The sequence below is a fragment of the Rhodopseudomonas sp. BAL398 genome (assembly GCF_033001325.1).
GTDB lineage: Bacteria > Pseudomonadota > Alphaproteobacteria > Rhizobiales > Xanthobacteraceae > JARJEH01.
In genome coordinates, this window is record NZ_CP133111.1 from 2,130,128 (window position 1) to 2,151,952 (window position 21,825).

19 protein-coding genes are annotated in these 21,825 nt (G+C 63.4%); 8 read left to right on the top strand and 11 right to left on the bottom strand.

The features are described 5' to 3' along the window. Window positions 1-145: 145 nt before the first annotated feature. The gene (locus RBJ75_RS10250; protein ID WP_044405587.1) at window positions 146-1,462 is read right to left on the bottom strand and encodes a transporter substrate-binding domain-containing protein; all 1,317 of its coding nucleotides are present in this window, start codon (window positions 1,460-1,462) and stop codon (window positions 146-148) included. Window positions 1,463-1,925: 463 nt separating this feature from the next. On the opposite strand from RBJ75_RS10250, the gene RBJ75_RS10255 reads away from it, so the two are divergent. From RBJ75_RS10255 to RBJ75_RS10280, 6 genes are all read left to right on the top strand, one after another. Next, window positions 1,926-2,579 (top strand): helix-turn-helix domain-containing protein, encoded by a 654-nt coding sequence (locus RBJ75_RS10255; protein ID WP_276156713.1) that lies wholly within the window; start codon window positions 1,926-1,928, stop codon window positions 2,577-2,579. Between the two features lie 217 nt (window positions 2,580-2,796). Further along, complete coding sequence (locus tag RBJ75_RS10260) at window positions 2,797-3,693, top strand: class II glutamine amidotransferase (protein WP_044412213.1); 897 nt, start codon at window positions 2,797-2,799, stop codon at window positions 3,691-3,693. Further along, window positions 3,693-4,382: a protein glxC gene (locus RBJ75_RS10265; RefSeq protein ID WP_044412210.1), complete on the top strand. Its 690-nt coding sequence runs from the start codon at window positions 3,693-3,695 to the stop codon at window positions 4,380-4,382. Before RBJ75_RS10260 ends, RBJ75_RS10265 begins: the two co-directional genes overlap by 1 nt. A gap of 11 nt (window positions 4,383-4,393) precedes the next feature. After that, window positions 4,394-5,722 carry an FMN-binding glutamate synthase family protein gene (locus tag RBJ75_RS10270; protein WP_044412207.1) on the top strand — a complete coding sequence of 443 codons (1,329 nt, stop codon included), beginning with the start codon at window positions 4,394-4,396 and terminating at the stop codon, window positions 5,720-5,722. 31 nt (window positions 5,723-5,753) lie between these two features. Further along, window positions 5,754-7,052, top strand: coding sequence for a type III glutamate--ammonia ligase (gene glnT / locus RBJ75_RS10275; protein ID WP_044412204.1), 1,299 nt, complete (start codon window positions 5,754-5,756; stop codon window positions 7,050-7,052). A gap of 19 nt (window positions 7,053-7,071) precedes the next feature. Beyond that, on the top strand, window positions 7,072-8,427 hold the full coding sequence (locus RBJ75_RS10280) for an NAD(P)/FAD-dependent oxidoreductase (protein WP_044412201.1): 1,356 nt from the start codon (window positions 7,072-7,074) through the stop codon (window positions 8,425-8,427). Window positions 8,428-8,688: 261 nt separating this feature from the next. Here the strand turns inward: RBJ75_RS10280 and RBJ75_RS10285 are convergent, their stop codons facing one another. The 9 genes from RBJ75_RS10285 to RBJ75_RS10325 all read right to left on the bottom strand — a co-directional run bounded on the left by RBJ75_RS10285 (window position 8,689) and on the right by RBJ75_RS10325 (window position 17,787). Continuing rightward, complete coding sequence (locus RBJ75_RS10285; protein WP_044412198.1) at window positions 8,689-9,696, bottom strand: branched-chain amino acid ABC transporter permease; 1,008 nt, start codon at window positions 9,694-9,696, stop codon at window positions 8,689-8,691. Further along, a complete protein-coding gene (locus RBJ75_RS10290) occupies window positions 9,693-10,559 on the bottom strand; it encodes a branched-chain amino acid ABC transporter permease (protein WP_044412216.1) in 867 nt (288 codons plus the stop codon). The genes RBJ75_RS10285 and RBJ75_RS10290 overlap by 4 nt, the downstream gene beginning before the upstream one ends. 12 nt (window positions 10,560-10,571) lie before the next feature. Next, a complete protein-coding gene (locus tag RBJ75_RS10295; RefSeq protein WP_044412195.1) occupies window positions 10,572-11,276 on the bottom strand; it encodes an ABC transporter ATP-binding protein in 705 nt (234 codons plus the stop codon). Continuing rightward, window positions 11,269-11,988, bottom strand: a complete 720-nt coding sequence (locus RBJ75_RS10300) for an ABC transporter ATP-binding protein (protein WP_044412192.1) — start codon at window positions 11,986-11,988, stop codon at window positions 11,269-11,271. Before RBJ75_RS10300 ends, RBJ75_RS10295 begins: the two co-directional genes overlap by 8 nt. Window positions 11,989-11,997: 9 nt before the next feature. Further along, a complete protein-coding gene (locus RBJ75_RS10305) occupies window positions 11,998-13,242 on the bottom strand; it encodes an ABC transporter substrate-binding protein (RefSeq protein WP_276156712.1) in 1,245 nt (414 codons plus the stop codon). A 163-nt stretch (window positions 13,243-13,405) separates the two neighbouring features. Further along, window positions 13,406-14,590: a lipid-transfer protein gene (locus RBJ75_RS10310; RefSeq protein ID WP_044407285.1), complete on the bottom strand. Its 1,185-nt coding sequence runs from the start codon at window positions 14,588-14,590 to the stop codon at window positions 13,406-13,408. 22 nt (window positions 14,591-14,612) lie between these two features. Next, window positions 14,613-15,833 carry an ABC transporter substrate-binding protein gene (locus tag RBJ75_RS10315; protein WP_152647628.1) on the bottom strand — a complete coding sequence of 407 codons (1,221 nt, stop codon included), beginning with the start codon at window positions 15,831-15,833 and terminating at the stop codon, window positions 14,613-14,615. 65 nt (window positions 15,834-15,898) lie between these two features. Next, window positions 15,899-16,819, bottom strand: a complete 921-nt coding sequence (locus tag RBJ75_RS10320) for an SDR family NAD(P)-dependent oxidoreductase (protein WP_317528942.1) — start codon at window positions 16,817-16,819, stop codon at window positions 15,899-15,901. Window positions 16,820-16,923: 104 nt separating this feature from the next. Continuing rightward, on the bottom strand, window positions 16,924-17,787 hold the full coding sequence (locus RBJ75_RS10325) for a MaoC/PaaZ C-terminal domain-containing protein (protein ID WP_044407526.1): 864 nt from the start codon (window positions 17,785-17,787) through the stop codon (window positions 16,924-16,926). Window positions 17,788-17,968: 181 nt separating this feature from the next. Here RBJ75_RS10325 and RBJ75_RS10330 point away from each other — a divergent pair, with 181 nt between their 5' ends. Beyond that, window positions 17,969-18,952: an IclR family transcriptional regulator gene (locus tag RBJ75_RS10330; RefSeq protein WP_234707339.1), complete on the top strand. Its 984-nt coding sequence runs from the start codon at window positions 17,969-17,971 to the stop codon at window positions 18,950-18,952. Between the two features lie 104 nt (window positions 18,953-19,056). On the opposite strand, the gene RBJ75_RS10335 is transcribed toward RBJ75_RS10330, so the two are convergent. Beyond that, window positions 19,057-20,613, bottom strand: coding sequence for a long-chain-fatty-acid--CoA ligase (locus RBJ75_RS10335; RefSeq protein WP_044407528.1), 1,557 nt, complete (start codon window positions 20,611-20,613; stop codon window positions 19,057-19,059). Between the two features lie 157 nt (window positions 20,614-20,770). On the opposite strand from RBJ75_RS10335, the gene RBJ75_RS10340 reads away from it, so the two are divergent. Then, window positions 20,771-21,571 (top strand): enoyl-CoA hydratase/isomerase family protein, encoded by an 801-nt coding sequence (locus RBJ75_RS10340; protein WP_044407527.1) that lies wholly within the window; start codon window positions 20,771-20,773, stop codon window positions 21,569-21,571. Window positions 21,572-21,825: the final 254 nt, after the last annotated feature.

Sequence of the window (21,825 nt, forward strand, 5' to 3'; positions counted from 1 at the left end):
TTTTTCTCCATTGCTCCCGACAGCAGACATCGATGACCGCGATCCCGCTTTCGGGTTTGGATATGACTGCCGACGAGAACGGGCGTTGAATTCGCGTCACCATCGTCGGCAGATCTGATTGTGATTTCAGCGGGTCTCCTCGCCGTCAGATCACGCTTTTGCGGATCTTGCCGTCTGGCGCCTTCAGGCCATCGGCCGTGCATTTGCCGAGGTCGGGATAGATCGAATACGGATCAGGCGCGACCTGTTCTTCGGCTGCCTTGACGATCTTGAAGCTGCCATCGGCCTGGCACTGGCCGATCTTTGGCTTCAGCCAGGTGTTGAAGTTCTGGTCATCAATCCAGATCAGACCTTCCGGCGAGACATCGTCCTCCACGCGAATGCCGCCCGAATGGTCGCGGATCGCGCGCGGCGTGATGCCCTCGAGGCCGACCGCCTTGATGGCTTTCTCCAGACCGTATTTGAACACATAGGCGGAGAGATAGGTCTCCTCCATATTGTAATGCGTTGTGCCGTTCTTGCCGTACTTGCTCTTCAGGAAGCCTTCGACAAATTTGTGGTTGGTCGGGTTGTCGAGAGCTTCGAAGTAAGGCGCGGACAAGAAGTGGCCGGCGCCGAACTCGTTCCCCATGGCGCGGGTCTCGATCTCGCCGGTGGTGAGCGAGGCGATCGGCATCGTATCAACCTTGAAGCCCTCTTGCTTGAATTGCTTGTGGAACGCGATATCGGAGGCGCCGACCACGGTGGAGAAGATAAAGTTCGGCTTGGCATCACGAATCTTGTTCAACACCGGGCCGAACTCGGATCCCCCCAGCGGGATGTACTCTTCGCCGAGCAATTCACCGCCGGCCTGTTCCAGCCAGATCTTGGCGTTCTTATTGGATTCTTTCGGCCATACATAGTTCGACCCAACGAAGAACACCTTCTTCCCGAAATTCTTCACCATGTAGGGAATGAGGTCTTTGGAATGCTGGTTGGCGAGCGGTCCTGTGCAGATGGTGTTCTGCGTGCATTCGGCGCCCTCGTAGCAAGTCGGATAATAGAGCAGATGGTTCTGCGCCATCACCGTCGGAAGGATGGCCTTGCGGCTTGCCGAGGTGTAACAACCGAATATCGACACCACCTTGTTGCGAAGGATCAGCTCTTTGGTCTTTTCCGAATAGACTTTAAAGTCGGATTTCGCGTCGACAATCACGGGTTCAACAGGCATCCCGGCGATGCCGCCAGCCTTGTTGATCTCGTCGATCGCGTACTGCATCACCAGCGTGGAGTCCTCCTCCGGCACAGCCAGCCCGCCAGACAACGAGAACAACAAGCCTATCTTGATGGGCCCGCCCTTCTTGATCCAAGACTGCGCGCCCCAGGCTTGATCGATGGTTCGAACGAACGCATAAGGCGCTGCAATGGCAGCACCCGCCCCCAGAGCTGTTGTCTTCAGGAATGATCGACGGCTAGACGGCATTTGCAGCCTCCAAAGAAAAGATGAGTTTCTCTCCACGAAATCTAATTTCCACAGAGTATGTTAATGAGGAGCATTCTCAAGAGTAAACTTTTTGCACTGTGAGGCACTCGTTTCATCATACCGGTGAAATCAGCGGCAGCTTTTTTGAAAATTGGCGAAGCCGGGCTTCCGGTGCTCTAGAAATATGCAGCCTTGGATTTCGCGGAGGCGATCCGCCGAGCGGCTTTGCAGGTGGTCGATGCTGGGCAATCGAAGCAACGCCGCGTACGCCATGCGGCGTGAACGACATCTGCCGCTGCGGCATGCGCATATTTGCAGGAAACGATCGAGGCGACGCCAAATGCGAAGCCCCCTCAAACGGAACGTTGTGATTTAGTTGGCCGTTAAATCATAGATTGTTAAATTGACGGCGCGTGCTGCATATTGCGGGTGAGCCGAAATCTCAAGAAAGACCTGTAGAAAAATGAAAAAGACAGTGGCTATTAAAACGGAACCGGCTCGCAGCACGGGGGATTTTCACACCGGCTCGAACGCGCCTCAGGATAGCGAGCGAAGCTTGGAACGCGCCTTGGGGGCCAAGATTCGGATGATCCGGCGCGAACGCGATCAGTCAGTGTCCGACCTCTCCAGCGCCGCGAAAATCTCCGCCGGGATGTTGTCGAAGATCGAGAATGGCCAGATCTCGCCATCGCTGTCCACGTTGCAATCGATTGCGGCCGCACTGAATGTGCCGCTTAGCCTCTTGTTCGCCGCCTCCGAGGAGCGGCGGGACTGTTCCTTTGTGCGGGCCAAGCAAGGCGTCGCGATCGAGCGGCGGGGTTCAAAGGCGGGCCACTTGTACCAACTGCTAGGGCATGTGATCGGCGGAGAAGTCGTGGTTGAACCATATTTGATCACACTGGCGGAGGGAGCCAGCACTTTCACCGCCTTCCAGCACGCAGGAATGGAATTCATCTACATGTTAACCGGCGAAGTGATCTATCGCCACGGTGACAACGCCTATCGGCTGCGGCCCGGAGATTCGATCCTGTTCGATTCCGGCGCGCTACATGGCCCCGAAACGCTGGTGAAGCTGCCGATGACCTATCTGTCGATTATCGTCTATCCCAGAACATAACGCGGCGTTCGAGGGAACCGGGCATCGTATCTCGGTCCCCGGGTTCGACGTGCCGACGAACAGCACGAGCCACGTCAGATCCGGAAATGAGCGGCCCGTCTCGCGGATCACGCACGACCCTTCGAAAGAGACTTTTCTTCTCAGGAAAATAACATTCTCTGTAGTTGACCTGCTGCCGTGTTCGTGGCTATGCTTCGATCAGCAACGGAGCAATCGGATGTGCGGAATCGTCGGGCTTTTCCTGAAAAACAAGACACTCGAACCGGCGTTGGGTGAGATGCTGTCGAAAATGCTGGTGACGATGTCTGCCCGCGGGCCGGACAGCGCCGGCATGGCGATCTATGGAGCCAGCCATGGCGACAAGGTGAAGTTGACACTGCGCGCCGAGGACGTGACCTCAATCGACGATTTGGTTGCAGAATTGTCGGCGGTGCTGACCGCCCCACTCGACGTCAGCGTGCGGGCCAATCACTTTGTGGTGGCGATAGTCCGAGACGACGAAGCCGCAGCGCTACGATGGCTGAAAATCCATAAGAGCGAGCTTCAGCTGGTGAGCGTCGGCAGCAATATGGAGATCTACAAGGATGTCGGATTGCCCGCGCATGTGGTTTCCGAATTCGGGCTTTCCACCATGAGCGGCAGCCACGGCATCGGCCACACCAGGATGGCAACCGAATCGGCGATCACCATCGACGGCGCACATCCATTTTCAACGGGGCAGGACCAGTGCCTGGTCCACAACGGCTCGCTGTCCAATCACAATTCCATCCGCCGCAATCTTGTGCGCGAAGGCATGACGTTTTCTACCCAGAACGATTCTGAAGTGGCCGCCGGCTATCTGACCTGGCGGATGAGCAAGGGCGACAGTCTGAAACAGTCGCTGACCTCGAGCCTCGACGATCTCGACGGTTTCTTCACATTCGTTGTCGGCACCCGGACTGGATTCGCCGTGCTCCGCGACCCGATCGCCTGCAAGCCGGCGATCATGGCAGAGTCCGATGACTATGTGGCATTCGGCTCGGAATATCGCGCGCTGTCGGTGCTGCCTGCGATCGAGAAGGCTCGCGTGTTCGAGCCAGAACCTGCAACTGTCTATGCCTGGGAACGCTCCTGATGCCGACCTTCGACCTCGCTGTTACTACCGTTCGCGACGTCAATCTCGCGCTCCATCAGCTCACACCGGACACCAACCAGACTGCCTGGCAAATCGAAAATCCGCAGGGCAAGCACGCGATCGGCGTCGGCATCAACGTTCCGGTCGAACTCGAAATCAACGGTCACGTCGGTTACTACTGCGCCGGCATGAACAAGCACGCCAGCATCCGAATCCACGGCAATGCCGGCACCGGCGTCGCCGAGAACATGATGTCTGGTACCGTCCACGTGATGGGCGACGCCAGCCAGTCCGCCGGCGCCACCGGCTGCGGCGGCCTGCTGATCATCGACGGTGACGCCTCAGCACGCTGCGGCATCTCGATGAAGGGCATCGACATCCTGGTGAAAGGGTCGATCGGTTCGATGAGCGCCTTCATGGCGCAGGCCGGAAATCTGGTTGTGTTCGGCGACGCCGGAGATGCGTTAGGCGATTCAATCTATGAGGCGACGATTTTCGTTCGCGGCAAGGTGAAGAGCCTCGGCGCCGATTGTATCGAAAAGCCGATGACCCCCGAGGACCGCGAGCGGCTTTCCGAATTGCTCGGCCGCGCCGGCATGGAAGGGGCCGCCGAGATCGACGATTTCCGGATGTATGGCTCGGCGCGCGAACTCTATCACTTCCATGTCGACAACATCGCGAATTACTGACGGGAAAGCCCATGTCCGTTCCTCCAAACCGCACCACCCCGCGGGTCTCGGCGACCTTCGATCCGTATACGATTTCCGAAATCCAGCGCGCCGCCGCCACCGGCATCTATGACATTCGCGGCGGCGGTTCGAAGCGGCGAGTGCCGCATTTCGAGGATCTGCTGTTCCTCGGCGCCTCGATGTCTCGCTATCCGCTCGAGGGTTATCGCGAGAAGTGCGGCACCGACGTGGTGCTGGGCGCGCGCTTTGCGAAAAAGCCGATCCATCTGAAAACCCCGGTGACGATCGCCGGCATGAGTTTTGGCTCGCTGTCGGGCGCCGCCAAGGAAGCGCTGGGGCGCGGCGCCTCCGCGGTCGGCACCAGCACCACCACCGGCGACGGCGGCATGACCGAGGAGGAGCGCGGCCACTCCGAGACTCTGGTGTACCAATATCTGCCATCACGCTACGGCATGAACCCGGATGATCTGCGCCGCTGCGACGCGATCGAAATCGTGATCGGCCAGGGTGCGAAGCCGGGCGGCGGCGGCATGCTGCTCGGCCAGAAAATCTCCGAGCGCGTCGGCAAGATGCGCACGCTCCCCGCTGGAATTGATCAGCGCTCCAGTTCGCGCCATCCGGACTGGACCGGCCCGGACGATCTCGAAATCAAGATCGAGGAGCTGCGCGAAATCACCGATTGGGAGAAGCCGATCTACGTCAAGGTCGGCGCCAGCCGGCCCTATTACGACACGGCGCTCGCCGTCAAATCCGGCGCCGACGTGATCGTGATCGACGGGATGCAGGGCGGCACCGCGGCGACACAAGAAGTGTTCATCGAGAATGTCGGCATTCCCACGCTGGCAGCGATCCGCCCGGCAGTTCAGGCGCTGCAGGAACTCGGCATGCACCGCAAGGTGCAGCTCATCATCTCCGGTGGCATCCGCAACGGCGCGGACATCGCCAAGGCGCTGGCGCTCGGCGCCGACGCGGTGTCGATTGGCTCCGCTGCGCTGATCGCACTCGGCGACAACAGCCCCAGCCTCGAAGCCGAATACGAGGCGCTCGGCACATTTGCCGGCGCCTATGACGATTGGCACGAAGGCCGCGACCCGGCCGGCATTACCACGCAGGATCCCGAACTGGCGCGGCGGCTCGATCCGGTTCTGGCCGGCCGCAGGCTCGCCAATTTCCTCTCGGTCCTGACGCTGGAGGTGCAGACGATCGCGCGCGCCTGCGGCAAGAGCCATATCCACAATCTGGAGCCCGAGGACCTGGTCGCCCTGACCGTCGAGGCCGCGGCGATTGCCCGGGTGCCGCTGGTCGGCACCGACTGGATCCCAGGACAGCAGCGTTACTGACCAAGCCCAACCCAGCGATCAAGAGGACTTCATGACAATCGACCTCGCCGCGACCGCCAAAGAAAAGAAGATCAAGTACTTTCTGATTTCCTTCACCGATCTGCTCGGTGTCCAGCGCTCCAAGCTGGTGCCGGCGGAGGCGATCACCGCGATGGCCAAGAACGGCGCGGGCTTCGCCGGCTTCGCCACCTGGCTCGACATGACCCCCGCCGATCCCGACATGTTCGCGATCCCGGATCCCGACAGTCTGATCCAGCTGCCCTGGAAGCCGGAAGTCGCCTGGCTCGCCGCCGATCTCTGGATGGACGGCAAGCCGGTCGACCAGGCGCCGCGCAACCTGCTGAAGAAGCTGAAAGCCAAGGCGGCGGAAAGCGGGCTGCAGCTGAAGAGCGGGGTGGAGTGCGAATTCTTCCTGATCTCTCCGGACGGAATGAGCGTCAAGGACAGCGCCGACCGCCAGTCGAAGCCTTGCTACGACCAGTCTGCGCTGATGCGGCGTTTCGACGTGGTCAGCGAAATCAGCGACGCCATGCTCGCGCTCGGCTGGCGCCCCTACCAGACCGACCACGAGGACGCCAACGGCCAATTCGAAATGAATTGGGACTACGACGACGCCCTGGTCACCGCTGACCGCCACGCCTTCTTTAAATACATGGTGAAGTCGGTCGCCGAGAAACACGAGATGCGGGCGACCTTCATGCCCAAGCCGTTCTCGCATCTCACCGGAAATGGCTGCCACATCCACGTTTCGCTGTGGAAAGGCGCCGATAACGCCTTCGAGGATGCCGCCGGCGAACTCGGCGTCTCAGCGCTCGGCTACAATTTCATCGGTGGCATCATCCATTCCGCCGACGCGCTGGCCGCGATCCTCAACCCAACCGTCAACTCCTACAAACGCATCAATGCGCCGCGCACCACTTCGGGCGCGACCTGGTCGCCGAGCTCGGTGACCTATTCGGGCAACAACCGCACCCACATGATCCGGATTCCGGAAGCCGGCAGGTTCGAACTCCGGCTCGCCGACGGCGCCGTCAACCCTTACGCGATGCAGGCCGCAATCCTTGCCGCCGGCCTTGACGGCATCGATTGCAAGCGTGATCCCGGCAAGCGGTTGGACATCAACATGTACAAGGATGGCCACACCGTTGAAAATGTCAAACGGCTGCCGCTCAATCTACTCGACGCGCTGCGCGCGCTCGAGTCCTCTCTCCTGCTGACGGAAAGCCTCGGCGAATATGTCCCGGCCTATCTGAAGCTGAAGCACCAGGAATGGAACGATTTTTCGCGCCACCTGACCGATTGGGAGCGCGACATGACGCTGGACTGCTGAGGTCACTGGGTTTTGCACGATGAACACCGCCGATGACCCTCAATCCTGGACGACGCTGGCGCAGTTGGCAAAGGGTAAGGTTCCGGACGGTCGGATGCGAATGCAGCCCTACTGGTGGCGGGCGGCGCCGCCCCTCGATGGACCATGGCCGGCGCTTCCGGCACGGATCGACGTGCTGATCGTCGGTGCCGGCTTCACCGGACTGTCCGCGGCTCTGACATTGGCCCGCGCCGGCCGCGAAGTGTTGGTGGTCGATGCTGGCGTACCAGGCTTTGGCGCGAGCACCCGCAATGGCGGCCAGGTCGGCAGCGGCAACCAGAAATTTCGCGTCAAGACGCTGATCGCGATGAAGGGAGAGCGCCACGCTGTGGCGCTGCTCAAGGAAGGCGTTGCAATGCTCGATCACATCGAGCGGCTGATCGCCGAGGAAAACATCGATTGCGACTTTGTACGCTGCGGCCGGTTTCGCGGCGCGATGCGGCCGGATCATTACGAGGCGATGGCGCGCGATCTCGAGGATCTACACCGCTACACCCAAGTGGCGTTCGAGATGGTGTCGCGCGCGGCACAGCATCGCGAGATCGGCTCCGAGTTGTTTCACGGCGGCTCGCTGTTGCCGCTGGACGCGAGCTTGGATCCCGGCCGCTATCACACCGGATTGCTGTTGCGCGTGCAATCCGCCGGCGGCGCTGTGCGCGGCCACGCCGCGGTGCGCGACATCACCCCCGAGGCCGGCGGCTTCAACGTGCGGTTCGATGACGGCGCGCTCACCGCGCGCGATGTTCTGGTCGCCACCAACGGCTACACCAAGGCAGTCGGTCGTTTCTTCACGCAGCGCATGGTCCCGGTCGGCTCGGCGCAGATTGTGACCGGACCGATCCCGGCGGCGCTGTTCCGGCAACTGATGCCGAGCGGCCGCGTCTATGGCAACACCAGCCGGGTTTTCTCCTATTTCCGTCCTGCGCCCGGCGAGCGCCGCATCATCTGGGGCGGCCGAGCCAGCCATTTGCACGACGCGTCGAGACCCGCAGCCTATGCGCACCTCGCACGCGATCTGCTTCGCGCCTTTCCGGGGCTGGGCAATACCTTGGTGACTGATGGCTGGACCGGGCAGATCGGCTACACCTTCGACGAATTTCCGCATCTCGGCTGCGCCCCGAACGGTGTGCACTACGCGCTCGGCTATTGCGGCACCGGGGTCTCGCGTTCGACCTATTTCGGTCGGATGATTGGGCTGAAAATTCTCGGCCACCCCGGTTCCGAGACGGCGTTTGACAACATGCCGCTGCCGGGGCACCCGCTGCAATTTCTCTCCCGGCTGGCGGTGCCGGCGATCGAATCTTGGTACCGCCTGCGTGATCGTGGCAATTTTTAAAGACCGAGTCAGCGGGTCTGGATTTGACAATGCGCCGCCTGGATCTTGCGGTGGAAATTTATCGCGTCCGAGGTTGCATTTTCCAGTTACGTTCGGGCTGTCAGGCGCCTTGGGTGCACGCCATTCCACGCTATGACGCAACGTCTTGTGCGGTTTTCGACGCCGCAGTGGTCACCGTCTATCCGACGGCGACGCGCTCATGCACCGCGCTGCGCGACATACACCCGAGGCCGGCGGCTTCCCGCTGGATTGTCCGACGCGTCAGTTGGCGTCGGGGCCCGCATTGGTGGGTTCCGGCCGCCGCCAGCGCGCCCATTGCCGCTCCAGAAGCGGCAGCAATCCGCTCGGCGTCGCCAGGATGACCGCGATCACCACCACGCCGTAAATGAAATAGTGCAATCCCGGCAGGGTGCTGCCGAGCTGGCCGCGCAGCACTTCGCCGAGCGGCACCAGCAACAGCGCGCCCAGCGCCGGCCCATAGGCCCGGCCGAGGCCGCCGACAGTCGCAAACAACACGATCTCGATGGTGATGACCGGGGAGATCAGCAGATAGGGGTCGGCGAAGGTTAGATAGCGAACATAGGCGGTGCCGACGATCGACGCGAGCACCGCCGAAATCACCATCGCGGCGATTTTGTAGCGCAGCACGTTGACGCCGATCGCCTGGGCCGCATTCTCGTTGTCACGGATGGTGCGCAGATAGAAGCCCAGCGGCGCGTTGAGGATCGCCACGCTCGCCAAAACGCAAACCGTCGCCAGCGTCAGCATCACCCAGAACGCACCGCTGCCGCCGCCGAACTGAAAGGCGAGGAAATCGCCGGTATCCTTCGGCAATAGCAGCCCCGAGGCGCCGCCCAGGAAATCCCAGCCCTCGACGACGATCGCGCCCATTTCGGCAAATGCCAGCGTGATCAGCACGAAGGACAGATGGCCGAGCCGGAACCGGAAATCGATCCAGGCGATCAGGGCGCCGAGCACGCCGGAGATCGCGGCGGAGATCAGCAGCCCCAGCCACATATTGATGCCGAGCTTGAGCAGCAGCGCGCTCGACAACATCGCACCGATGCCGATGAACAGGCTGTGCGCCAGCGACACCTGTCCGGCCATGCCGCCGACGATATTCCACGACGAGGCCAGCGCCACGTAGATCAGCGCCAGGGTCACGATATGCAGATAGTAGCTCGACAGCGCGAATGGCAGCAGCGCCGCCAGCACCAGCACGCCCCACAGGATCGGCGAGGAAAGCGTCTTGTAGAACTCCTCCTTCATCGCGAGGAACTCCAGGTCAGGCCCTGCGGCCGGAACAGCATGATCGCGACAAAGATCAGATAGGGCAGCAGCGGACCGAGCGGGGGCTGGAGGTAAATCGTTCCGAACGCCTCGGCGAGGCCGATGACGAGACCGCCGAGCATGATGCCGACGAAATTCGTCATGCCGCCGAGCACGACGACCAGCAGGGTGATGACGGTGTAGCGCAGTCCCTGGGTCGGCTGGATCGGCGTGCCCGGCAGCAACAGCGCCGCGGCCAGCGCCAGAATGCCGATGCCCATCGCGAAGGTCAGCACCTGAACGCGGCCGACGTCGATGCCCATCAGCGCCGCGGCATGGGCGTTCTGGTGAACAGCGCGGATCGATCGGCCGAAATCGGTCGAGCGCAGCATGACGTAGAGCCCGATCGCCAGCGCAAAGGAAATCACGAAGGCGATCACATGAGGCGCGCGCAGAACCACATCGCCGAGAATGAACAGCTTGGATTCCACCACGGAGGGCGTGCGCGCCGGCTGGCCGCCGAACACCATCAGGATGCCGTTCTGCAGCACCAGGCTGAGGCCGAGGGTCAGTTGCACCACCATCAGGAACTGGTGCCCGACCATCGGCCGGATCAGGAACCGGTAGACCAGCGCGCCGATCACCGTCATCACCGGAACCGTGATGATCACCGAGACATAGGGATCGAGCGACAGCGCCGAATACAACGCCAGGCACATGAACATGCCGAGCGAGATGAAGTCGCCATGCGAGAAATTGACGACGCCGCTAACGCCATAGACGAGGCCCATGCCGAGCGCCAGCAGCCCGTAAGTGCTGCCGATCAGCAGCCCCTGGGCGAGAGCCTGATAAAGTTCGATCACGCCGCTCTCCAATCACAAGCCAAGATAGGCACGCTGGGTGCGAGGATCATTCCTGATCGCGTCGACACCGCCTTCCACCGCGACCTGGCCCCGCTCCAGCACGTAGCAACGCTGGGCGTGGCGCAACGTCAAATTCAGGTTCTGTTCGACCAGCAGGATGCTCAGCCCCTCGGCGTGCAATTTGTCGATGATGCCGAAAATGTACTGCACGAACAGCGGCGACAGCCCGAGCGATGGCTCGTCGAGCATCAGCACCTTCGCCTCCGCCATCAGCCCGCGGCCGATCGCCAGCATCTGCTGTTCGCCGCCCGAGAGCGAGCCCGCGTTCTGCGCCAGCCGCTCGCCCAACCGCGGAAACAGCTCCAGCACCTTTTCCATCAGCCGCGCCCGATGCGGCCGCGCCCGGCCGTTGATGCCGCCCAGCAGCAGATTCTCCCGGATGCTCATCTCGGGAAACACCAGGCGGCCTTCCGGCACCTGGACGATGCCGCGTTCGACGCGCTCGCGCGGCGCCAGCCGCGTGATGTCCTCGCCCTGCCACAGGATGCGACCGGCCATCGGCTTGACCAGGCCGGACAGGCTGTTGATCATCGTGGTCTTGCCGGCATTGTTGGCGCCGAGCAGGCCGACGAACTCGCCGGCGCCGAGCTTGACATTGATGTCACGCAGCACCGCCACGCCGCCATAGCCCGCGGTCAGGCCCTCGATCTCAAGCATCGAGGTGATCTCCGAAATAGGCATCGATCACGCTCTGATCCTTGAGAATCACGTCGGGCGTCCCCTCGGCGATCTTCTCGCCGAAATTGATCACCACCATCCGCGTCGCCAGCCGCATGATCACCGGCATCACGTGCTCGACCATGACGATGGTCACGCCTTGCCGGTTCAATTCCTGAATCACCGCGATCGGCGCCGCCGTCTCGCCCATGGTCAGGCCGGCCATCACCTCGTCGAGCAGAATGCAGCGCGGATCGGTGGCGATGCATTTGGCAAGCTCGAGCAGCTTCTTGTCCTGCAACGACAGCGTCGGCGGCAGCTTCAACTCCTTGCCGCCGAGGCCGACGCGCAGCAGCGCCGCGGCCGCATAGTCGATCGCCTCGCGCATCGGCCGACGGGTCAGCGCCGCGGTCGTCACGACGTCGAGCGCCGTCATGTCGGCAAACGACTGCACGATCTGGAAGCTGCGCATCAACCCGCGTCGCACCAGGCGATCCGGCGACACGCCGAGGATGCTGTGGCCGTCATAGACCACTTGGCCCTCGCTCGGCGTGATGAAGCCGGAGATCACGCCGAACAGCGTGGTCTTGCCGGCGCCGTTCGGGCCGATAATGCCGACGATCTCGCCTTGCCCGACGGAGAAGCCGATCGCGTTGAGCGCGACCAGCCCGCCGAAGCGCTTGGTGACGTTATCGACTGTCAGGAACGCCACGGCGGTCGCCTAGCTGCGCGGCCGCGGCGGCACCTGGGCGAATTCCTTGGGGAATACGACCTGCTGGTTCTGGTCCTCGGTCCACTGGATGAACATCGCCGAGCCGTCCTTGAGCAGGCGATCCTCGGCAAACTGCAGCCCCTTCGGCTTGGCGACGTAGAGATTGGGATCGCCGAACGGAATGTTGACGCTGCGGAACGCCTTGAGAAGATCGTCGCTCTGCAGCGAGGCGGCGTTCTCGAGCACCTGCTGCAGGACGCGGGCGGCCTGGGCGTATTGGATGGCGCCCTGCCCGATCCGCTCGAGCTTGGCCTCATCGCGCAGTTCGGTGATGATCTTCTGCATCGAATCGATCTTGGCGCCGGGGCTGAAGCCGGTCATGCCGAACAGATTCTTGGTGAGCACCGCCTTGCCGATCTCGGGACCGAGATCCTTCCACAGCGTCAGGTCGGTATAGCCGCCGGTGCCGCCGCAGAACAGGCTGTCGTGGTAGTTCAGATTGTAGCGCGCCTGATGCAGAAGGATGCCGTCGCGCGGCGTCACCAGACCGGCGACCACGTCCGGCTTGAGCGACCGGATCCGGATCATCGCTGAGGTCTGGTCCTGCGCCTTGGTGTCGAGCGCGGCTTCACCGATGATCTCGACGCCGCTGGCCTTCAGCTTTTCGGTCAGGAACTTGTTGACCTGCTGGCCGGCTTCATAGTTCGAGTAGCCCATCACCGCGGTCTTGATCTTGAACTTGTTGTCGTCGCGCAGCGAGATGATGAAATCGTGGATGGTTTGGGCGTAGCCGCGATCGTAGGGGTAGCCCAGCGTGAACATGTAGTCGGATCGCGAGCCGCCCGCCCACACCGACAGCGTCGGCATCTTCAATTCGTCCAGCACCGGCGTCAGCGCCAGCATCTGCGCGCTCAGAATGGTGCCGGTCAGCAATTGCACCTTCTCTTCGGTGATCAGACGCCGCGCTTCCGCCGCGGTGCGCGCCGGCTGGCTGGTGTCGTCGGCCATCAGCAGCTCGATCTGGGCGCCGCCCTTGCTCTTGATACCGCCTTCGGCGTTGATCTTCTTGATGATGTATTCGAACGCCGGCTGTCCTTCCTGCGCGTAGGCGGCAAGCCCGCCGCTCATCGAATTGACGACGCCGACCCGAATCGTCGACCCAGCCGCGCCGGCGCGCCTGACGAACGGCGCCGCGATCGACCCCAGCAGGATGCCGGACGCGCCGATCCCGAATGTTCTGCGATTGATGGCCATATCGATTCTCCCATATTTGCGCGCGTTTAATTTGCGCGTCTTCGATCTTGATGTTCGCCGGACTAAGGCGTTGTTTTTCTCGCGCCGTCAAATCGTCATTGCGCATCTGCGTCGGATCGCCAACGCGATCCATCAAATTCCGCACCGCGGCAAGATTGCTCCGTCACGCCCGGCCGTAAAGCGTGACCACACAGGCGCCCCCCAATCCAAGGTTGTGTTGCAGCGCATGGGTGACATTCGGCACCTGGCGGCGATCGGCGGTGCCGCGCAATTGCCAGACCAGTTCGGCGCATTGGGCGAGGCCAGTCGCGCCAAGCGGATGCCCTTTCGACAGCAATCCGCCCGACGGATTGGTGACGACCTTGCCGCCATAGGTGTTGTCGCCATCCATGATGAATTGTTCGGCGGTCCCTTCCGGGGTCAGCCCGATCGCCTCGTAGGTCAGCAATTCATTGGCGGTGAAGCAGTCGTGCAACTCCACTACCTGGACGTCGTCCGGGCCAACCCCCGCCGCTTCATAGACCGAAGTGGCCGCCTGCTTGGCCATGTCATAGCCGATCAGCTTGATCATCGAGCGGTCGGCGAAAGTGCTGCTGCCATCCGACGTCATCGCCTGCGCCTTGATGGCGATCGATCCGTCGAGACCATGACGCGCCGCGAAGGCCGGCGAACACACGATCGCAGCCGCAGCGCCGCAGGTCGGCGGGCAGCATTGATAGCGCGTCATCGGACCGTACTGCGACGGCGAGGCCATCACCTCTTCGACCGACAGCAGGTTGCGAAACAGCGCGAACGGATTGTTGGCGGCGTGCTGCCGCGCCTTGACGGAAATCCTGGCGAAGGTTTCCGGGCTGGTTCCATGCATGGCGGCATATTCGGCGCCAGCACCGCCGAAGAACTGCGCCGCACGCGGCGCCTTCGGATCGTGCGGCTGCAGTTCTCCCATCAATCCGGCATGGCGGACCATCGGCCCGACACGATCGGGAAAATTCGACCCGAGCGCGCCGGGCCGCATTTCCTCGAAGCCGACCGCGAGTGCGCAGTCGATCTGTCCGCTGGCGACGGCCTGACGGGCGAGAAACAACGCCGTCGAGCCGGTCGAGCAATTATTGTTGACGTTGACGATCGGGATTCCGGTCAGCCCGGCGGGATACAGAACTGCCTGCCCGCAGGTGGAGTCGCCGTATACATAGCCCGCATAGGCCTGCTGGACCGCCGAATAGGGCAAACCGGCGTCGGCCAGCGCCGCAGCCACCGCCTTCGACCCCATCTCGATATAGCTCTCGCTGGCGCCCGGCTTGGCGAACGGTACCATGCCGACGCCGACCACTCTGACATCCATGCTCATCGTTGCGTTCCTTTCGTCGGCGTTACTTGTCGGTGGCGCTGATCAGTTCTCCTTCGGGCACCCAGGTGGTGCCGTCGAAGCGCGCAATCTGCATCTGGCTGAACGGCGTGTAGCGGGTCGGCGTCGTGGTGATGGTGATGCCGGGCAGCAGCAGCGGTGCCGACAGCTCGGTCAGGTTGGTCGCCTGCTTCAGCACATTATCCCGCGTCAGCTCGTCGCCGCAGCGCTCCAGAATCTTCACCGCCACATAGGCCGCCATGTAGCCGGAGATGTTGCTGCTGTCGGTCAGATTGCCGGACGGATACCATTTCTCCAAGAACGCCTTGTAATCCTGGACGTCCTTGGCGTTCTCCCAGCGCGGGTCTTCCGGCCGCTTCACGGCGAGCGCGGTGATCAGGCCCTTGGAATTGTCGAGCCCCGCGGGCTCCAGGACTGTCTTGATCGACGACGACACCGCCGACAGATAGGTCAGTGGCTTCCAGCCCAGTTCGGCGATCTTGCGGACCGCCTGCGCGCCGAATTTCGGCGTGGTCATGATGAACAGCGTATCGGCGCCGCTGGCCTTCAGCGTCACGATCTGCGAATCGATCAGCGATTCGGTGGTCTCGTAAGTCATTTCCTTGACGATCATCGCGGCGGCCTTGTCGCCGAGGCCGTCCTTCAGGCCGCGGACATAGTCCCGGCCGGCATCGTCGTTCTGCGAGAACACGCCGAGCTTGGCGTCAGGCTTGTTCTTCAGCAGATACTTGGCGAACACCTGCCCCTCCAGGTGGTAGGGCGCATACAGATAGGTCGAATAGGGGAACGCCTTCGGGTTGTCCCATTTGGCGGCGCCCGAGGTGATCAGGATCTGCGGCACCTTCTTGATGTTGAGATATTTCTGCGCCGCCGAGGCGGTCAAAGTCCCGAGCTGACCGACCACCGCCAGCACCTCGTCCTGCTCCACCAGGCGGCGGGTCTGCTCCACCGTCTTCGGCGGGCTGTAGGAATCGTCGAGGCTGATCAGCTTGATCTTGCGGCCGTTCACCCCACCTTGCGAATTGATCATCTCGAAATAGGCGCTCTCCAGCCGGCCGACGGTGCCGTAGGCGGACGCCGGGCCGCTGTAGGGCATCGTCTGCCCGATCTTGATCTCGGTATCGGTGACGCCCGGGCCGTATTTCTTCTCGGCGGCCGAGGTCGAGAACGGGGCGGCGCCGGCCATCATCACGGCCAGCACAACAGTTGCGATTGTCGTCCGCATGGTTCGTTCCCTCATGGTGTTTGCCGGTTCATGAGCGACCGGCTTGTGGTCGGCTATCGTTTCATTCAGATCGCATCCCAGTTGAAGATGTCGGCCGAGCGGTCGAGCTTGTAGAACGACGATTTCAGCGCCGGCATGCCGTGTTCGGCGATAGTCTGGCAGGTCCAGCCGCCGTCGCGGTGGATCGAGCGCAGCGGGCGCGACTGGCCCATCAGGAAGATCTCGTTCATCCGCACCGCGAAGATCTGCCCGGTGACATCCTTGGCGGCATCGCTGAGCAGGAACACCGACAGCGGCGCGATCTTCTCCGGGCCCATCTGCTGCATCCGCGCCACGCGTGCCTTCTCATCCTCCGTCTCGGTGGGGATGGTGCCGATCAGCCGGCTCCAGGCGAAGGGGGAGACGCAATTGGAGCGGACGTTGAAGCGCTGCATGTCGAGCGCGATCGATTTCGACAGGCCGACGATGCCGAGCTTGGCGGCGGCGTAGTTGGCCTGGCCGAAATTGCCGATCAGGCCCGAGGTCGAGGTGAAGTGCACGAAGGTGCCGCTCTCCTGCTCGCGGAATAGCCGCGCCGCGGCGTGCGAGGTGTAGAACGAGCCCATCAGATGCACCTTGATGACCTGCTCGAAGGCGTCGATGCTCATGCGGTGAAAGATCGCGTCGCGCAGGATGCCGGCATTGTTCACCACGCCGTCGAGCTTGCCATAGGTGTCGACCGCCATCTTGATGATCTTGCTGGCCGGAACGGCTTCGGCGACGGTCTCGAAATTGGCGATCGCGGTACCGCCGCGCCTCTTGATCTCCTCGACCACCTCGTCGGCAGGCGTCGCGTCAGTGCCGGAGCCGTCGGCGGCGACGCCGGGATCGTTGACGACGACCTTGGCGCCTTCGGCGGCGGCCAGCAGCGCGATCTCGCGGCCGATGCCGCGCCCGGCGCCGGTGACGACGATGACTTTGCCGTCGAGTGATTTGGTGGTGGACATGATTTTTTCCCTTGTTTGTTAAGGCGCGGCGTTTAGTTGATCGCGCGGTCGCTCAGACGGGCGCCGCGGCGGCTGTCTGCAGACGATCGGGCGCGGCGACGGCGTCAGGCTGTCACCTCGGCCCTGCCATTGTTGATGACGACGAGATCGCGCTCGGCCACCCTAGCGCGAAACGACACCACGCCGCCGGGCTCGGTCCAGATCTCGGTCACGATCGTCTCGCCCGGAAAGACCGGCGCGCTGAAGCGAACCTGCATCTTGCGCAGTTTCGACGGGTCGTTCCCGCAGACGGCGGCCAGCAGCGCCCGGCAGACGACGCCGAAGGTGCACAGCCCGTGCAGGATCGGGCGGTCGAACCCGCCGACGCGCGCCACCGCCGGATCGGCATGCAGCGGATTGTAGTCACCCGACAATCGGTAGATCAGCGCTGCCTGCGGCAGCGTCGCGATGCCGACGCTCTGGTCGGGGGCGCGATCGGGCAATGGGTGCGGCGCCGGCAACGGACCTGACGGACCACCGAAGCCGCCATCGCCGCGCATCATCGTGGTCGAGGTCAGGCGGCACAGCAGTTCGCCGGTCGATTTATCGACCACGTCGCGCTCCGAGACCAGCACCGCGCCCTTGTCCTTGCCCTTATCGAACAGGCCGGTAACGCGCGAACGGCCGATGACGGTCGCGGCGGTCGGCAGCGGCTTGAACAGTTCGATCGCCTGCTCGCCATGCAATACCTTCTTCCAGTCGACGCCGGTGGCGGGATCGCTGACCCAGAACCCCGGATAGCCCAGCACCACGGCCATCGACGGCAGGGTCTGCAGCCGGCCCTCATAGACGAATTGCAACTGGCCCTCGTCGAGCGGATCGGCGCCGTAGCCGAGGCCGAGCGCATACAGCATGGTGTCGCGCGTCGTGTAGCTGTGTTCGATTTCGGCGATCGGCCATTGCCGCAACGCGTCCGGGTCGATAGCCATCGTGAGCGTTTCCTCTTTTTTGATTGTGCCGGCAAAATTGCCACGCCGGGGGCAATGTGGCAATATGCGAAAATAGATTTCGCAATTTAGCACAAGCGCCGGCGCGGCGACGTTTCGGCTTCGCGGTGACGGCCAGGGCCGGCATCGCGGCTGGCCGTCTGCAGCGCCTACCAAGGGTCACATGATGGACGACGACAAGCGACGCAGGGCCGGCCCGGGACAGCGCCCCGCGGCGGCCAAGAAGCCCGCGGAGGCGCCCCGCGCCGCCAAGCAGGTCGGCCGGAGCTCCCCCGTCGCACCCGACGAGCGGACCAAGAAGAAGAGCGCGCGGCTGCAGCAACAGCGTGCCGCGCGCCGCCCCCGCGCGGCGCAACAGGGCGACATCGCCGAGGATAGCGGCGGCCGGCTGTTCGTCACCGCGCTGGCGCGTGGCCTCGACGTGCTGAGCGCATTCCGCGCCGGCGACGGCGCGCTGGGCAATCTTGAGCTCGCCCGGCGCACCGAATTGCCGAAGCCGACGATCTCCCGCATCACCCACACGCTGACGCAGCTCGGCTATCTGTCCTACAATAGCCGGCTCGGCACCTATGAGCTCGGCGGGCGCACGCTGACGCTAGGCTATGCGGCACTCGCCAATCTCGACATCCGGCGGGTGGCGCGACCGATCATGCAGCAGCTTGCCGAGACCCACAATCTGCACATCGCGCTCGCCATGCGCGACAAGTTGATGATGCTGAATATCGAGACCTGCGAGGGCCACGGCCTGGTCGGATTGCGCCTTGCGCCGGGCACGCGGGTGCCGATGGCCATCACGGCGATCGGCAAGGCCTATCTGGCGGCCATTTCCGAGGCCGAGCGCGGCCGTGTCCTGGATGCGATCCGCCGGCAATATGGCGACGACTGGCCGATGATCATGCGGTCGGTCGAAACCTCGATCCGCGAGGTGGCGCAGCGCGGCTTCTGCGTGTCGATGGGCGAATGGCGCAAGGACATCAACGCGGTCGGCGCCACGGTCGCGTCGCCCGGCGGCGAGACCATCTATGCGCTGAGCTGCGGCGGCCCGGCCTATCTGGTGTCGCAGGAGCAGCTCGAAGGCGACTACGGCCCGGCGCTGGCCGCCGCCGCGAGGGCGATCAGCGCGTCGCTGGGCAGCCCGACCAGCTGACGCCAGAGCAATTCCGGTCCTGACAGATCAGAACCGGAGCTCTCAACTTCTGGTTTGGCGCGTTGTCGTCACGCGAACCGGTAACCACTTCGCTCGACAACGCGCTAATTGACCTGCCTGGCCTTGCCGTCCCAGAACGGCGCGCGCAAGGCCGCCTTGTTGATCTTGTTGACGCTCGACAGCGGCAGCGCCTCGTCGCGGATCTCGACGCTGCGCGGACATTTGTAGCCGGCGATCAGGCCGCGGCATTGCGCAATGACGTCCTCGGCGGTCAGCGCCGCGCCGGCGCGCCGCACCACCACGGCGTGAACGGCTTCGCCCCAGCGCGGGTCGGGAATGCCGATCACCGCGCATTGCAGCACATCGGGATGCACGCTAACCGCGTTCTCGACCTCGGTCGAGTAGACGTTCTCGCCGCCCGAGATGATCATGTCCTTGATCCGGTCGGCGATGTAGAGATAGCCGTCCGGCTCGAAATAGCCCGAGTCGCCGGTGTGCATCCAGCCGCCGCGCAGCGCCTCGGCGGTGAGTTCCGGCCTGTTCCAATAGCCCTGCATCACCATCGGCCCGCGCACCGCGACCTCGCCGACCTCGCCGGTGGGTAGTTCGAGATCCATTGCGTCGACGATCTTGATCTCGGCGGACCATAACGGCCGGCCGGCCGATCGCAGACGCCGGCTCGGCGCCTCGGGCAGATGATCCTCCGGCCCGAGAATCGAGGCCACCGGCGATAGCTCCGTCATGCCGTAGGACTGCGCAAAGCGCACCGACGGAAACCGCCGCATGCATTCGGTCAGCACCGCTTCGGGCATCGGCGAGGCCCCATAGGTGATCATCCGCAAGCTCGAAAGATCGTAGGAATCGAGATCGGGCAATTCGAGCATCATCGCCAGCATGGTCGGGACGAAGGTCGCCACCGTGATCTTGTCGCGGGCGATGGCATCGAGCACATCGATCGGCGTGAACCGCGGGATGACCACGTGCTTGCCGCCCAGCAAGGCCGTCGTGAACACGCGCGCGCCGGCGCCCAGATGGAATAACGGCCCGGCGTGCAGGCTGACCATGGTCTCGTCGAAGCCGAGCCGCCCGGCTGTGACAGCGGCATTCGCCCAGACGTTGCGATGGCTGAGCATCACGCCCTTGGAGCGGCCGGTGGTGCCGCCCGTATAGAAAATGCAGGCGAGATCCTCACCGCCGCGCAGCGCGTCCGCGCCAGGAGGTGTAGCGCCAAGCACGGCGTCGTAGTCGTGCGCGTTAGCGAAGATCGGGCCGGGCCCGGCGCGCAGCACGGCCTTGACCGATGGCGCGGCGGCGGCGAGCTGCGCACCGATCTCGGCAAAATTTCCGTCGACGATCAGGACCACGGGGCCGGCGTCGCGGATCTGCTCGATCATTTCAGGCAGTGCAAACCGCGAATTGATCGGGACGATGACGCCGCCGCCCCACAACACGCCGAAATAGAATTCGATATAGTGCTGGCCATTGGCCGCCAGCATCGCGACCCGATCGCCCTCGCCCATGCCGAGGTCGCTCAGCGCCGCGCCAAGGCGCGCCACCCGATCGACAAAGCTGCGATAGTCGAGCCGGACATCGCCGCACACCAGCGCCTCGGCGTCGCCGCCATGCGCGACCGCCTTTCGAAGGCCCATCGTCAGGTTCATCGTTTCCCCGATATCTTCTTGCTTGTTGCGGCCAGCGTACACGCAGGCCCCACGCGACTCAATATGCGAAACTGCATTTCATTTTCCGCACATTTGCTCTAAGGCTTGCCTCCAAGCCGGATCGCAACAACCGGAACACATGCAGCGGGAGGAACAGATGGGTCCCAAGGAAAGCGGTGCCGACGCCGTCTTGATCGAGCGCCATGACGACGTTGCGCTGATCCGGCTGAACCGGCCGCGCAGCCGCAACGCGCTCGACAGCGACATCAAGGCCGGACTTGAATCGGCGATTCCCGCGCTGATGGATGACAGCGCCGTGCGCTGCCTGGTGATCACCGGCACGGACGACGCTTTCTGCGCCGGCGGTGACATCAGGAACATGAGTGATCGTAACGCCACGGCGGTGCGGGCCCGGATGCTGCGCAGCTACACCTGGTCGCAGCGCATCCTGACCGGCGAGAAGCCGGTCGTGGCCGCGGTCAACGGCGCATCGGCGGGGGCCGGATTCTCGCTGGCGCTGCTGTGCGACATCGCCATCGTCGCCGACACCGCCTATTTCCGGGCGGCCTTTCCCGGCCTCGGTGCCGTGCCGGATCTCGGGCTCGCGCTGACCCTGCCGCGCGCCATCGGCAGCGCCCGCGCCAAGGACATTCTCCTCACCAATCGCCGCATCGAAGCCGCCGAGGCCGTCGCCATCGGCATCGCCAAGCGCATGGTGCCCGCCGCCGAACTGACTGCCGATGCGATGCAACTGGCCAAAGAACTCGCCGCCGGGCCGGCGACCTCGTTCGGCCTGACCAAGATGCTGCTGAACAGCGCCTTCGGCCCCATCAACGATTTCTTTGCCCAAGAAGCCATGGCCCAGGCGGTTGCCTTCGGCAGTCCCGAATTCGCCGAAGGCGTCAGCGCGTTTCGGGACAAGCGCAAGCCCGATTTCAGGTCCAACGGCCAGACCTGACTGTGAATCAGCCTTAGTCCGGTCGGCACGGGACAGCGTCTACGCTGAAGCAATCGGCCGGCGAAGGCCGCGCCTGATCCGCGCCGAGCGCCTGACGCCGAATTCGTGGCAATCGCGAACAGTAGCCGCCGCAATCCGCGTCGTCGCCCTGACGAAACGCCACCCTAGCACCTATATCAGGACAAGCACTCGCCGCTCGGCCCCTGCTGCGTTGAGGACGTCAACCTCGCAAACATGCGCCCCGCCCGGGGCCT